At 63.4% G+C, this 13,854-nt stretch carries 15 protein-coding genes; 5 read left to right on the forward strand and 10 right to left on the reverse strand.

Annotated elements, in window-relative coordinates:
• Window positions 1–24 precede the first annotated feature (24 nt).
• The 5 genes from trpA to I6A82_RS09070 form a co-directional block, all read right to left on the reverse strand.
• On the reverse strand, window positions 25–807 hold the full coding sequence (gene trpA / locus I6A82_RS09050) for a tryptophan synthase subunit alpha (protein WP_198094595.1): 783 nt from the start codon (window positions 805–807) through the stop codon (window positions 25–27).
• The gene (gene trpB / locus I6A82_RS09055; RefSeq protein WP_198094596.1) at window positions 804–2,042 is read right to left on the reverse strand and encodes a tryptophan synthase subunit beta; all 1,239 of its coding nucleotides are present in this window, start codon (window positions 2,040–2,042) and stop codon (window positions 804–806) included. The genes trpA and trpB overlap by 4 nt, the downstream gene beginning before the upstream one ends.
• Before the next feature lie 39 nt (window positions 2,043–2,081).
• Entirely contained in the window at window positions 2,082–2,726 is a 645-nt protein-coding gene (locus tag I6A82_RS09060; RefSeq protein ID WP_198094597.1) for a phosphoribosylanthranilate isomerase, read from the reverse strand.
• A gap of 120 nt (window positions 2,727–2,846) precedes the next feature.
• Entirely contained in the window at window positions 2,847–3,521 is a 675-nt protein-coding gene (pyrF, locus tag I6A82_RS09065; RefSeq protein WP_198094598.1) for an orotidine-5'-phosphate decarboxylase, read from the reverse strand.
• Window positions 3,518–3,865, reverse strand: coding sequence for a LapA family protein (locus I6A82_RS09070; protein ID WP_198094599.1), 348 nt, complete (start codon window positions 3,863–3,865; stop codon window positions 3,518–3,520). The genes pyrF and I6A82_RS09070 overlap by 4 nt, the downstream gene beginning before the upstream one ends.
• A 179-nt stretch (window positions 3,866–4,044) precedes the next feature.
• Here I6A82_RS09070 and I6A82_RS09075 point away from each other — a divergent pair, with 179 nt between their 5' ends.
• Entirely contained in the window at window positions 4,045–4,665 is a 621-nt protein-coding gene (locus I6A82_RS09075; RefSeq protein WP_187336041.1) for a superoxide dismutase, read from the forward strand.
• 188 nt (window positions 4,666–4,853) lie between these two features.
• On the opposite strand, the gene ispZ is transcribed toward I6A82_RS09075, so the two are convergent.
• The 5 genes from ispZ to I6A82_RS09100 are packed head-to-tail and all read right to left on the reverse strand — an operon-like array spanning window position 4,854 to window position 10,272.
• Complete coding sequence (ispZ, locus tag I6A82_RS09080; protein WP_198094600.1) at window positions 4,854–5,513, reverse strand: septation protein IspZ; 660 nt, start codon at window positions 5,511–5,513, stop codon at window positions 4,854–4,856.
• The gene (gene ftsY / locus I6A82_RS09085) at window positions 5,510–6,439 is read right to left on the reverse strand and encodes a signal recognition particle-docking protein FtsY (RefSeq protein WP_198094601.1); all 930 of its coding nucleotides are present in this window, start codon (window positions 6,437–6,439) and stop codon (window positions 5,510–5,512) included. The genes ispZ and ftsY overlap by 4 nt, the downstream gene beginning before the upstream one ends.
• Window positions 6,436–7,782 carry a tRNA (N(6)-L-threonylcarbamoyladenosine(37)-C(2))-methylthiotransferase MtaB gene (gene mtaB, locus I6A82_RS09090; protein WP_198094602.1) on the reverse strand — a complete coding sequence of 449 codons (1,347 nt, stop codon included), beginning with the start codon at window positions 7,780–7,782 and terminating at the stop codon, window positions 6,436–6,438. Before mtaB ends, ftsY begins: the two co-directional genes overlap by 4 nt.
• Window positions 7,779–8,585 (reverse strand): diaminopimelate epimerase, encoded by an 807-nt coding sequence (dapF, locus tag I6A82_RS09095; protein WP_198094603.1) that lies wholly within the window; start codon window positions 8,583–8,585, stop codon window positions 7,779–7,781. The genes mtaB and dapF overlap by 4 nt, the downstream gene beginning before the upstream one ends.
• A 55-nt stretch (window positions 8,586–8,640) precedes the next feature.
• Window positions 8,641–10,272, reverse strand: coding sequence for a putative bifunctional diguanylate cyclase/phosphodiesterase (locus I6A82_RS09100; RefSeq protein ID WP_198094604.1), 1,632 nt, complete (start codon window positions 10,270–10,272; stop codon window positions 8,641–8,643).
• A gap of 274 nt (window positions 10,273–10,546) precedes the next feature.
• Between I6A82_RS09100 and ffh the strand changes: the two genes are divergently transcribed.
• From ffh to trmD, 4 genes are all read left to right on the forward strand, one after another.
• A complete protein-coding gene (gene ffh / locus I6A82_RS09105) occupies window positions 10,547–12,004 on the forward strand; it encodes a signal recognition particle protein (protein WP_198094605.1) in 1,458 nt (485 codons plus the stop codon).
• A 35-nt stretch (window positions 12,005–12,039) separates the two neighbouring features.
• Window positions 12,040–12,495: a 30S ribosomal protein S16 gene (rpsP, locus tag I6A82_RS09110; protein ID WP_198094606.1), complete on the forward strand. Its 456-nt coding sequence runs from the start codon at window positions 12,040–12,042 to the stop codon at window positions 12,493–12,495.
• A 130-nt stretch (window positions 12,496–12,625) separates the two neighbouring features.
• Complete coding sequence (rimM, locus tag I6A82_RS09115) at window positions 12,626–13,114, forward strand: ribosome maturation factor RimM (protein ID WP_198094607.1); 489 nt, start codon at window positions 12,626–12,628, stop codon at window positions 13,112–13,114.
• A complete protein-coding gene (gene trmD / locus I6A82_RS09120; RefSeq protein ID WP_198094608.1) occupies window positions 13,111–13,851 on the forward strand; it encodes a tRNA (guanosine(37)-N1)-methyltransferase TrmD in 741 nt (246 codons plus the stop codon). Before rimM ends, trmD begins: the two co-directional genes overlap by 4 nt.
• The last annotated feature ends 3 nt before the right edge of the window (window positions 13,852–13,854 follow it).

Genomic DNA, 13,854 nt, shown 5'->3' on the forward strand with positions numbered 1-13,854 from the left:
GGGCGGATTCCTGCGGCTGAAAAATTAGGCTTGGGCGGAGCGTATAGCTTCGGAGAGGCTGCGGACATAGTCCTTAACCTTTGCCGGGGCGTGGTCGCCATGTTCGGCGATCAAATCGACGATGGCGGAACCGACGACAACGCCGTCCGCATGGCGCGCCACTTCGGCGGCCTGATCGGGCGTGCGGATGCCGAAGCCGACCGCGATGGGAAGATCCGTGGCCGCCTTCAGCTTTGCTACCGCTTCGTTGATGCTGCCGCCGGTCGCCTGCTGCTTACCGGTGACCCCGGCGACGGAGACATAATAGAGGAAGCCGCTGGCGCCATCGAGCACGGTGGGCAGACGACGTTCGTCAGTGGTGGGCGTGGCGAGGCGGATTGGTGCGATGCCCTTTTCGCGCAGCGCGGGGCCAAGTTCGGCGTCCTCTTCAGGCGCCAGATCGACGCATATCACGCCATCGACGCCCGCTTCGGACGCTGCCTCGGCAAACCATTCGGGTCCGCGACGTGCCATCGGATTGGCGTAACCCATCAGGATCAGCGGCACCTCGGGATGACGCTGCCGGAAAGCGCGTGCGATGTTCAGGATGTCTGCGGTGGTGGTGCCCTTGGACAGGCTGCGCAGGTTCGCCGCCTGGATCGCGGGACCATCGGCCATCGGATCGGTGAACGGCATGCCCAGCTCGATCACGTCCGCGCCGCCTTCGACGAGCGCATCGAGGTTCGCGGCGGTATCGCCATCGCCCGCCGTAACGAAGCAGACGAGCGCGGCGTGGGTCTTGGCGAAGGCGTCGGAGATGCGGGTCATATTGCCACACCCAGCGCGTCTGCCACCGTGAAGATGTCCTTGTCACCGCGGCCGCAGAGATTGGCGAGGACGATCCGGTCCTCATCCATGTCGCGCGCGGCTTCGATCACCTTGGCGATGGCGTGGGCGGGCTCCAGTGCAGGGATAATGCCCTCGGTCTTGCACAGAAGCTGGAACGCGCAGAGCGCTTCCTCGTCGGTGGCGGACACATAATCTACGCGGCCCGAATCCTTCAGCCAGCTATGTTCCGGGCCGATACCGGGATAATCGAGGCCGGCGCTGATCGAGTGCGCCTCGGCAATCTGGCCGTCTTCATCCTGCAAGAGATAGGTCTTGTTGCCGTGGAGGATGCCGGGCGCGCCGCCTGCGAGGCTGGCGGCGTGCTTTTTCTCCAGGCCTTCGCCCGCTGCTTCCACGCCGAGCATCTTCACATCGGGATCGTCGAGAAACGGATGGAAGAGGCCGATAGCGTTGCTGCCGCCTCCGATCGCGGCGACCAGCAGATCGGGCAGGCGGCCGGTGCGCGCCTGCAGCTGCGCCTTGGCTTCGGTACCGATCACGCTCTGAAAATCGCGCACCAGTTCCGGATAGGGATGCGGACCCGCCGCGGTGCCGATGATGTAGAAGGTGTCGTGGACGTTCGCGACCCAATCGCGCAGCGCCTCGTTCATTGCATCCTTGAGCGTGCGCGCGCCGCTCTCGACGCCGATGACCTCTGCCCCGAGCAGCTTCATGCGGAAGACATTGGGCGCCTGCCGCTCCATGTCGCGCGCGCCCATATAGATGACGCAGGGCAGGCCGAAGCGCGCGGCGACGGTGGCGGTGGCGACGCCATGCTGGCCCGCGCCAGTTTCCGCGATGATACGCGTCTTGCCCATGCGGCGTGCGAGCAGGATCTGGCCGACGCAATTGTTGATTTTGTGTGCGCCGGTATGGTTCAGCTCATCACGCTTGAACCAGATTTGTGCGCCCTTGCCGGCAGGGGCGCTCTCGCGAACATGTTCCGTCAGCCGCTCGGCATAATAAAGCGGGGAGGGGCGGCCGACATAATGTTCGAGCAGATCGTCGAACTCGGCCTTGAAAGCAGCATCCTCTTTGGCGGCGCGATATTCGCGCTCCAAATCCAGGATCAGCGGCATCAGCGTTTCGGCGACATAACGGCCGCCATAGGCGCCGAAATGACCGCGCTCGTCCGGGCCGGAGCGGAAGCTGTTGGGGAGAGGAGTCTCGGTCATATCACCATCTTGTTCGTTCGCTTTAATATTCGAACGATCCTAATTTCGCGGGGCGTCGAACGCGCGGACCGCTTCGCAGAAGCGCCGGATCAAGTCTATATCCTTGACGCCGGGCGCACTTTCCACGCCGGAAGACACGTCGACCAGCGGCGCGCCTGTTGCAGCCATCGCCTCGACGACGTTTTCGGGATCAAGACCGCCGGCAAGCCCCCAGGGCAGATGATGATCGTGATTGGCAACGATCGACCAGTCGAACCCCTCGCCGTTGCCGCCCGGCAGCTTCTTGGCGGGCGCATCATACAGCATGCGGTCCGCGGCCTGATCGAACTGATAGGCGTTGGCGATCTGCTCGGCATCGCGCACGCCGAAGGCCTTCCAGATTTCCATCGGCAGCTTGCCGCGCAGTGCGGCGAGCCATTGCGGTGCCTCCCGCCCGTGGAACTGGATCACATCCGGCTGCACTTCCTGCACCGCCTTTGCAGTCGCCATCGGATCGGCGTTGACGAGCAGCAGCACCACCTTGACCTCGCTCGGCGCGCGGCGGCGCAGCTTGACCGCGTCTTCCAGCGAGACGTGGCGTGGGCTTGGCTCGAAATGGACAAGGCCTACGTGCGTCGCGCCGGCGTCTACCGCGGCATCGAGGGTTTCGGGCGTGGAAAGGCCGCAGATTTTAATGTCGGTCATGAACTCATCTCGCAAACTTTATGTCCCCGACAGAAGCGGGGTCGGTCACGCGTTCCCATGTAGGACCACGCGTAAGATTGCAAAGGTGGCGCGGGTTACGCGCAGCGCCCTAAACGGGAGCTACAGCGTGCCAGAGATGGCGCGCGCGGCGGCGGCAGGGTCATCGGCCTTGGTAATCGGCCTGCCGACGACTAGTACGGAAGCGCCCGCGTCGCGCGCGGCGCGCGGCGTTACGGTGCGCTTCTGATCGCCTTCATCGCCGTTGGCCGGACGCAGGCCGGGAACCACGAAAAAGCCGTCCTTCCACGCCTGATGCGCGGCCTTCACCTCATGGCCCGAACACACGATTCCGTCGAGCCCGGCCTCTGCCGCCAGATCGGCGAGGCGGCGGACCTGATCGTGAGGCGATCCGCCGATGCCGGTAGACGCCATGTCTTCTTCATCGAGGCTGGTGAGCAGCGTCACCGCCACCACCTTCGTGGAAACGCCGGCGGCGGCCTTCGCATCCTCCATCATTGCGCGGCCGCCCGAGGCGTGAACGGTGACGATGGCCGGCTCCAGCACATGAATAGCCTGCATCGCCTTGGCGACGGTGTTGGGGATATCATGCAGCTTGAGGTCGAGAAAAATCGGCATGCCGAAATGGGCGATCTCATGCACGCCATGGTGGCCGTTGGCGCAGAAAAATTCGAGGCCCAGCTTCAGGCCGCCGACCTGGCCTTTCAGTTTTCTGGCCAGATCGCAGGCATGATCCAGATAAGGCGTGTCGATCGCGGCGTAGAGCGGGTTGGTCATATTGCGGCAGGCCCCCGCTGGATATCCGTCTCCCGGTCGATGGTCGATGCGGGCCTTGCCGGTTCGCTGACGGGAGCGGTCTCGTGCTCATAATGCGTCGTGACCGGGCGGTTTGCGGCCTCAAGCGTCGCGATACGGCGGCGCATCCGCCAGAGCATGGTGCGATAGACAAGGTAGAGAGGCAGGAAACCGACCAGAAACGCGCCGATCACCAGCACGGGCAGCTTGGTATCCATGCGCAGGCCACCCCACAGCCCGATCGACACCGGCTCCCAATTATTGGCCGAGAACACCACCAGCGCCACTGCCAGCGCCACCCAAAAAAGGGTCTTCAGAAACTGCATTCCATCTGCCTCCGCACATTCGACGCCGCGAGCATAGGAAAGCGCAGATCAAAGCGCCAGTGCTAGGTCGGGGGGCTATTGAGAATGGCTCGCAAGTCGTTGCCGCGCCGGAACAAACGGCTGGCTCTCTCATTGACCGGACGACAGTTCAGTCTCGACACGAAAACGGAGAATTCCCCATGGCTTTCACGCTTCCCGATCTTCCCTATGCGAAGACCGCCTTCGGCGACACGATCAGCGAAGACACCTTCGATTATCATCATGGCAAGCACCACAAGGCGTATGTCGACAAAACCAATGCCGCGATCGAGAAGACCGGCCTGTCCAGCCCGAAGCTGAGCGAAGTAATCCTTCACGCCAAGAGCCAGGGCGACAACGGCCTGTTCAACAACAGCGCGCAGGTTTGGAACCACAGCTTCTACTGGGAATGCCTGGCACCGGAAGGCGGCAAACCGTCTGGTGAGCTGAAGGACGCGCTGGAGCGCGATTTCGGTTCGGTCGAAGACTTCAAGAAGAAGTTCAAGGAAGAGGCGACCGGTCACTTCGCCAGCGGCTGGGCATGGCTCGTGCTGGATGGCGACAAGCTGGAAATCACCAGCTTCCATGACGCCGACACCCCCATCGCGCATCAGGGCAAAAAGCCGGTGTTCACGCTCGATGTGTGGGAGCATGCTTATTATCTCGACTATCAGAACGCGCGCCCCGACTATGTCGACGCACTGTTGGACGTCGTCAATTGGGATTTCGTCGGGAAGAATCTCGACGGCAAGGGCATCGAGCGGGCCGACCAGAGCGCCTGAGCCTTACCCTAGTAAAGCAGGAAGGGCCGTCCCGCGGGGCGGCCCTTTTTCTATCAACAGGCTCGGTCAGCTCCGTTCAGGTCGAACTTGTTGAAGCGTCGTCCTCTTACTCCCCGCAGCGAGAAGGGAGAGCAAAGGCGGTCCTTCGCAATAAGCCGGGCAAACAGAATATCGTACCGAGGTCAGGTTCACCCCTGCGGCGGGACTTCGACCGCTTCCTCCTCGTCATCCACTTTCAGGCCGTGGCGCATCAGCATGGGGACGTTGGCTACCGCAAAGATCAACGTAAGCGCCGTGACGCCCCAGACCTTCAGGGTCAGCCAGGTGTCGAAATCGAACAGCGCGATGATCGCCTCATTTGCGATGGCGAGGAACAGGAAAAACAGCGCCCAGTTGCGAGACAGCTTCATCCAGCCTTCGTGCGACAGTCCTTCGAAGGCATATTCCAGCAAATAGCGGATGGCCGGTTTGCCCCGAAGCAGCCCGATGAAGATGGTGATAGCAAAGAGCGCGTAGATGCCTGTCGGCTTGTGCTGGATGAACGCAGGATCGCCGAAATAGATAGTGAGGCCGCCAAAGCCGATGACGAGGATCGCCGAGAGCCAGAGCATCGGCGATATCTTGCCCAAAAGCACCCATGACAAGATTAGCGCGACGACGATCGCGAGCATGAACACCCCGGTCGAATAGACCGCGGCGGACACCGGATTGTCGCCCGGATCGAAAAGGCGATAGGACAGAAAGAACAAGAGCAACGGCCCGAAATCGAGCGCGAAGCTGAGAAGGCCGTTCTTCTTCCTCGGCGGCGCGGCGTCGGTTGCCGCGGCGGGGCCGTGCGCGTCGGTCACTGCGTGTCCCCGGCGATTGCAGCCGCCAGTTCGTCCGGATCAAAGGGTTTCAGGTCGTCCAGCGTCTCGCCAACGCCGATCGCGTGGATCGGCAGACCCTGCGTTTTGGCTGCCGCCACCAGCACGCCGCCACGCGCAGTGCCGTCCAGCTTGGTCATGACAAGGCCGGTGACGTCCGCCACTTCCTTGAACGTCTCGATCTGATTGATCGCGTTCTGCCCGGTGGTGGCGTCCAACACGAGCACGACATCATGCGGTGCTTCCGGGTTAAGACGGCCCAGCACACGGCGGATCTTGGCCAGTTCGTCCATCAGCTCGCGCTTGTTCTGCAGGCGTCCGGCGGTGTCGACGATCAGCACGTCGATGCCCGTCGCGGTTGCTTCTTTTACAGCGTCGTAGACGATGCCGGCCGCATCGCCGCCTTCCTTGCCGCTGATGATGGGAATGCCGATCCGGTCCGCCCAGATCTTCAGCTGGCCGATCGCGGCTGCACGGAACGTGTCGCCCGCCGCCAGCATGACGCCATAATCCTGCTCCACAAAATTATGCGCGAGCTTGGCGATGGTGGTGGTTTTGCCCGATCCGTTGACGCCAATGACCAGGATGACCTGCGGACGAGGAAAGGCGTCGATCTCCAGCGGCTCGGCCACGGGGCGCAGAATGGCGGCGATCTCTCGCTCCACCACCTGCATGACGGCATATTCGGTCACGCCGCCTTCGAAGCGTTCGGCGGCCAATTTGTCGCGGATCTGCGCGGCGGTTTCGGGGCCAAGATCGGACATGATCAGCGCGTCCTCGATCTGGTCGAGATCGTGCGGCTCCAGCCGCCCGGCACCGACAATGCCGGCGAGGTTGCCGCTAAGGCGCTGGCTGGTGCCCTTCAGACCACCGAACAGCCGGTCGCGCCAGCTTGGCTTGCTGCTCATGCTGCTTCTCCGATGAGGGTTTCGTTATCGATGTCGGTGACGCGCAGCGGCACGATGCTGCCGATCCGCGATTGTTTATCTTTAGGAACGCGCAGCCTGGCGAAATTGGGCGCGTGCCCGTGCCCGTCCTTCTCCACCACCACAGGCTGAACGCTGCCGATCAGCGAGCCCAGCCATGTCGCGCGGCGGCACTCCACCGCCTGGCGCAGCTGCGCGGCGCGCTGTTTGATTGCGGTTCCGTTCACCTGTGGCATGCGTGCGGCAGGGGTGCCGGTGCGCGCCGAATAAGGAAAGATATGGCCGTGGACGATCTCACACTCTTCCACGATCCGCAGGCTGTTTTGGAACATCGCCTCGGTTTCCGTGGGGAAGCCTGCGATGATGTCCGCGCCGACCGCGATCTCGGGCCGCGCCGCTTTGAGGCGCTGGACGAGGTCGATCGCCTGCGCGCGGCTGTGGCGGCGCTTCATGCGCTTCAGGATCATGTCGTCGCCCGCCTGCAGCGAGAGATGGATGTGCGGCATCACGCGCGGTTCCTGGGTCAGCAGCGCAAACAGCCGGTCGTCGACCTCGATACCGTCGAGCGATGACAGGCGCAGACGAGGCAGTTTGGGGACGGCGGCGAGGATACGCTCGACAAGCTGGCCGAGATTTTGCGTGCCGGGCAAATCGGCACCGAAGCTGGTAACATCCACGCCGGTCAGCACGATCTCGGCAAAGCCGTCGTCCACCAGCGCTTTGACGCGGTCTACGACCGCTCCCGCGGGCACCGATCGGCTGTTTCCGCGACCATAGGGGATGATGCAGAAGGTACAGCGATGGTCGCATCCATTTTGCACTTCGACGAAGGCGCGGGCGCGGTCCGAGAAGCTGGCCGCCAGATGCGGCGCGGTCTCTCGTACAGCCATGATGTCGCTTACGCGGATCTTGGCTTCGGTCTCCAAACTCAGAGCCGTAAGTCCTGAGCCTGTCGAAGGGCGGTGCTCGGCAGCTGAAAAGTCCCCGCCCGATGCACGTCCTTCGACAAGCTCAGGACTAGCGGATGCTGGGCGAGGGTAAAGGCTGGCATCTGCCTTCTCCGCATTGCCGATCACGCGCGTGACTTCCGGCATTTCCGCAAAATGTTGCGGCGCGATCTGTGCGGCGCAGCCGGTCACGACAATCCGCGCATCCGGGCGGCGCTTATGGGCGCGCCGGATGGCTTGCCGGGTGCGGCGCACGGCATCGTTCGTGACCGCGCAGCTGTTCACCACGATCAGATCGTCGCGCGTGCCGAGCGATGCGGCAATCGCGTCGCTTTCCGCGATGTTGAGCCGGCAGCCGAGCGAAATCGTCTCGGTCATGCGAAGCGGCTCCAGTCGGTGCGCCCGTCATAGACATAGGTGGCGGGGCCGCTCATCCGCACCGCTTCGCCCTCGGCCCAGGAAATGGTAAGGACGCCGCCGGGCAGATGGACCGCGACGGGGCTTTGCACCTTCTTCTGCCGGATCGCCGCGACGCCCGTGGCGCAGGCGCCCGAGCCGCAGGCGAGCGTCAGCCCCGCACCCCGCTCCCACACCCGCAGGTCGATGCCCCCATCGGCGCGGATAGCGGCGACGTTCACATTAACGCGCGCCGGGAACAGCGGGTCATGCTCGATCTCCGGACCAAGAGCTGAGAGGTCGACCGCGTTGACATCATCGACAAAGAATATGGCGTGGGGGTTGCCGATATTCACCGCCATCGGGTGCTCCAGCGGGCCGTAGCCGACGGGCATCGCGGCGGTATCGACGGCATAGGCCAGCGGAATGTCTTCCCAGCCGAAACGCGGAACGCCCATCGCCACGTCCGGCAGATCACCGGTTGTTCCTTGAAGCGTTCCGGCACTGGTTTCGATTTCGATGTCGCGCCCGATCAGCGCCACCACGCAGCGCGTGGCGTTACCGCAGGCCTCTGCCTCGCTGCCGTCCGCATTGTAGATGCGCATGCGCAGGTCTGCCTGCTCGCTCTGTTCCAGCACGATAAGCTGGTCGCAGCCGATGCCCTGATGCCGATCGGCGATGGCGGCGGCCATGGCGGGGGAGGGTGCGAGATCCTCTTCGCGCGCATCGACGATGACAAAGTCGTTGCCGAGCCCGTGCATCTTGTGAAAGCGGCCATTGTGCATGGCCCGCGCTTTAGGTTCGCGGGGCTCTCAAGTCCAGCGGTGCCGGGGCATCAGGTCAACCGGCGGCGCGGCGCTCGTCATCTTCCCTGAGAGCCGCGGTCTCGCGCTGCGCATCGGTGATGATGGGCATGCCGTAATCGCCCAGCAGGCGGCGTGCGCCTTCGATGCCGACGGGGCGGCTGTAATGATAGCCCTGGCCGATCTCCGCTCCCATCTCGCGCATTCGCTGCGCCGTATCAGCATCTTCGATACCCTCCGCCGTGACGGGTAGACCCAGACTATCGCCAAGCCCCACCACCGCCTTCACGATCGCGCGGCTGTCGGCGCTTTCGGCCATCGAGAGCACGAAGCTCTTGTCGATCTTGATCCGGTCGAACGGCAATGCGCGAAGATGGGACAGCGAGCTGTAGCCCGTTCCGAAATCGTCCAGCGCCACGCGGATTCCCTGATTTTTCATGCTTGTGACGATCGTCTGCGCCAGCTCCAGATTCTGGAACAGGGAGCTTTCGGTGATTTCCACCACCAGCCGCCGTGCGGGAAAGCCGGTTTCAGTCAGCAACTTCACGATCTTCTGCGCCATCCATGGATCTCGCAGCTGGACGGGCGAAATATTCACCGACAGCGAGATATGGTCCGGCCACCCGCGCGCCTCGATCATCGCCTGTTCCATAATCGCGAGGGAGAGGCTTTCGATCAACGAGGTATCTTCGGCGATGGCGATGAAGGTGTCCGGCTCTACCAGCATGCCGTCATGCATCCATCGCGCCAGCATCTCGAACCCGATCAACTGCCCGCTGGCAAGATCGATCTGCGGTTCGAAATAGGGCATGAATTCGCCGAGCGGGATGCCGCGGCGCATGGCCAGCTCGACATCATTGCGAGCATGGAGCTCGTCCTCCATGCCCGGCTCGAACCAGGCAAAGCGATCTTTGCCCAGCCGCTTGGCGGCATACATCGCGATATCCGCGCGCCGCATCAGGATCTCGACGCTTTCCGCGCCGCTCTTGCTGCTGCTGATGCCGATCGAGGTGGTGATATCGAAGGCGTTCTTTTCATGGACGACGGGGCGCGCGATGCTCTCAACCAGATTCGACGCCATCGTCTCAACCGTTTCGGGGGCATCCGCATCATAGAGGATGACGCAGCCGAATTCATCACCGCCAAGCCTTGCCAGCAGCGCTTCAGGCGGCGTCACCTCACGCATGCGCGCAGAAATCGCGCTGAGAACGGCGTCGCCCGCTTCGTGCCCGTAAAGATCATTAATCCGTTTGAAATCATCAAGATCAAGCATGAGGAAAGCAAGCTGCCGTTGGGATTTGCGGGCTTGCATGAACAGTTCCGCGGCATCTTCTGCGACCCCGCGGCGATTGGCGAGGCCGGTCAGCGGATCGGTAACAGCAAGCTTATTCGCCCGGTCTTCCGCCGCGATCCGCTCGCCCATTTCACTCATCAGCTCACGGTAGCGGCGCCAGCCAAATATGATGAGCGCAATATTCAGCAATAACGCGGTGACCATCAGGTTGTCGGTTTCGCCCACACCCTGCAGCTGACGCACCACGGCGGAGACGACCGACCCGCCGGTTCCCACGAACAGGATGATGGCGGCAAACAGGATTCCACCGGCGATGACGTCGCGCTGAGCGCCTCGCGTGGCGCGGAGTCCGCTGTTGCTGTTACTTTGATTCATGGGCGTCCCCCCGACGGTGAGAGCCCTCCTTGCCGGAAACGTCCGAAGATAAGGTTAATAGAACTTAACGTCAGACTGCGTTGACAGCTTACAGACGCGTCGCTCGCGTAACGGCGTTGCAATTGCCCGCGCACCACGCTAAACGCGTATCGCTAGGCAGCCTTTCGGGGCAGCCATCAAGCTATCCGGTTGTCATACGCAATCGCGCTGGTCGGCGAGTTCTCGCCCACCGGCGATTTTTGCGTTTGGCGCTGGGCTGAAAGGTTTTTGGGTTATGTTCGAGAAGCTGAGCGACAGGCTCTCCGGCACGTTCGACCGCTTGAAGGGCCGGGGCGCGCTGTCCGAAGCGGACGTGCGCGCGGCGCTGCGCGAGGTGCGTATCGCGCTGCTCGAAGCGGACGTGGCGCTGCCGGTGGTGCGCGAGTTCGTCGAGTCGATTACGGATGAGGCGATCGGCCAGTCGGTCCTGAAATCGGTGACGCCGGGTCAGATGGTCGTGAAGATCGTCAATGACGGCCTCGTCCGCATGCTCGGTTCCGAAGCGTCCGATCTGGAAATCGCGGTCACGCCGCCCGCCGTCATCATGATGGTCGGCCTGCAAGGCTCGGGCAAGACGACGACGACCGCCAAGATCGCCAAGCGGCTGAAGGACAAGGATCGCAAGAAGGTCCTGATGGCCTCGCTCGACGTCAACCGTCCGGCGGCGCAGGAACAGCTGGCGACGCTCGGCACGCAGGTTGACGTGGCGACGTTGCCCATCGTGGCCGGGCAGCAGCCGGTCGATATCGCTAAGCGCGCGATGCAGGCGGCCAAGCTGCAGGGTTTCGACGTCCTGATGCTCGACACCGCGGGCCGCCTGCACGTCGATCAGCAGTTGATGGACGAGATGCGCGCGGTGTCCGATACCGCGCAGCCCGCCGAAACGCTGCTCGTGGTCGACGCGCTGACCGGCCAGGATGCCGTCAACGTCGCGCAGAGCTTTACCAATCAGGTGCCGCTGACGGGCGTGGTGCTGACCCGCATGGACGGCGATGCGCGTGGCGGCGCGGCGCTTTCGATGCGCGCCGTCACCGGCCGCCCGATCAAGTTCGTCGGTACGGGAGAGAAGCCCGAAGCGCTGGAGCAGTTCCACCCTGAACGCGTGGCTGGTCGCATTCTCGGCATGGGCGATGTCGTGGGTCTGGTGGAGCGGGCCGCCGCCTCGGTCGAGGCGGATGAGGCCGAAGCGCTCGCCAAGAAAATGGCCAAGGGCGAGTTCGATCTGGACGATCTGCGCTCCCAGCTGCGGCAGATGACCAAGATGGGCGGCCTCGGCGCGCTCGCGGGCATGATGCCGGGCATGAAAAAGGCCAAAGCGGCGATGGCCGCCAGCGGCGCGGACGACAAGATGCTGGTGCATATGGACGCGATCATCTGTTCGATGACGCGCGAGGAGCGCAAGAAGCCCGGCCTGATGAACGCCAAGCGCAAGCGCCGCGTGGCGATCGGATCGGGCACCACGGTCCAGGACGTCAACAAGCTCCTGAAGATGCATCAGGAAATGGCGCGCGCGATGAAGCGCATCCGCAAGATGGGCGGATTGAAAGGGCTGGCCGAGATGTTCGGCAAGTCCGGCAATCTGGAAGAGGCGATGGGCGCCATTGGCGGCCCCGGCGCGGGCGGCATGCCCGGAATGGGCGGGGGCGGTTTGCCGCCCGAGCTCGCCAATCTCATGAACAAGAAACGCAAATAACTCAAACAAACGACTGACGAAGAAGGAATATATCAATGGCAGTAGCAATGCGTCTTTCGCGCGGTGGCTCCAAGAAGCGCCCTTATTACAAGATCGTGGTGGCGGATTCGCGCGCCGCGCGTGACGGCAAGTTCATCGAGCGGATCGGCAGCTACAACCCGCTGCTCCCCAAGGACAGCGAAGATCGCGTGAAGCTCGACGTCGAGCGCGCGAAGCACTGGATCGCCGCCGGTGCGCAGCCTTCCGATCGCGTGATGCGCTTCCTGGATGCCGCCGGCGTTGTCGAGCGCAAGGCTCGCAACAATCCGAAGAAGGCCGAGCCGGGCGAAAAGGCCAAGGAACGCGCCGAGGAGCGCGAGGAAAAGGCTGCCGCCGCCAAGGCCGCCGAGGAAGAAGCGAAGAACGCGCCTGCTTCCGACGAAGCCAAGGAAGAGACCACCGAAGAGGTGGTTGCCGAGGCTATCGAAGGCGAAGAGAAGGCTGAGGGCTGATCGCCGTCTCCCCTCCTGCTTGCGGGAGGGGCAGATGTCCGGGTTTCGGATGGCCCTCAACGGGGAGGGGAGCCGCGCTCTCCTCCCCGTCTGATGCCTGCACTGCCAGAAGTCTGCGCTCACACATCTCATGAACCCGTCCGACAAGCCCGTCACTCTGGCCGTCGTCACCGGCGCGCATGGCGTGCAGGGAGAGGTGCGGCTGAAGCTGTTCACCGAGGACCTGGCGGGCCTGAAGCGTCACAAGAGTTTCAATGGCGGCAAGCTGACGCCATCGGGCATACGCCCTAACAAGGGCGGCGCCATTGCGCGCTTTGCTGAAATTCCTGATCGCAACGCCGCCGAGGCGCTGCGTGGCACCGAACTTACCGTCCCCCGCTCAGCGCTGCCGGCGCTGGAAGAGGGCGAATATTATCATGTCGACCTGATCGGGCGGCCCTGCACCACGCCGGACGGCAAAACCATCGGCACCGTTCTCGCGGTGGAGGACTTCGGCGCCGGCGATCTGATCGAGATCGATCTGATCGAAGGCAAGACGCTGCTCGTCCCTGTCGCGCAGACCGAAGAGTCCGCGGAGGCGATCGTCATTCCGTCGGCGTGGCTCGACGACGAGGCGTGACCTTCGCCGCGCAAATCCTGACGCTGTATCCGGAGATGTTTCCCGGGCCGCTGGGCATCAGTCTGGCGGGACGGGCGCTGGCGGACGGGCGCTGGTCTTGCTCGCCCATCCAGATCCGCGATTTTGCCGAGGACAAGCACAAGTCCGTCGATGACACGCCCGCAGGCGGCGGCGCGGGCATGGTGCTGCGCGCCGATGTGCTGTCACGCGCCGTCGATCATGCGCTGGAGGCGCAGCCCAATGCTCCGCTGCTCGCTATGACACCGCGTGGACGCCCGTTGTCGCAGACGCGAGTGCGCGATCTGGCGGCGGGGCCGGGCGTCTCCATCCTGTGCGGGCGGTTCGAGGGGTTCGATCAGCGCCTGTTCGATGCGCGGCCGATCGAGGAAGTGTCGATCGGCGATTATGTGCTCTCGGGTGGCGAAATCGGCGCATTTGCGCTACTGGACGCTTGCATCCGGCTGCTTCCCGGCGTAATGGGCGCGGCTTCCAGCGGTGAGGAGGAGTCCTTCGAAGACGGCCTCCTTGAATATCCGCATTACACCCGACCTCAAATATGGGAAGGGCGCACGATCCCTGAAGTGCTGCGATCGGGGGATCATGCGAAAATCGCTGCCTGGCGCAAGGCCAAGGCGGAAGAGATCACACGGTCACGGCGGCCGGATCTATGGGAACGCCACAGGGGTGTTCCGGATCGGTCGCCCTCTGGCGCGCGGCGCGAAACGAAAGAGGATTGATGC

The organism is Novosphingopyxis sp. YJ-S2-01 (assembly GCF_016093175.1).
GTDB lineage: Bacteria > Pseudomonadota > Alphaproteobacteria > Sphingomonadales > Sphingomonadaceae > Novosphingopyxis > Novosphingopyxis iocasae.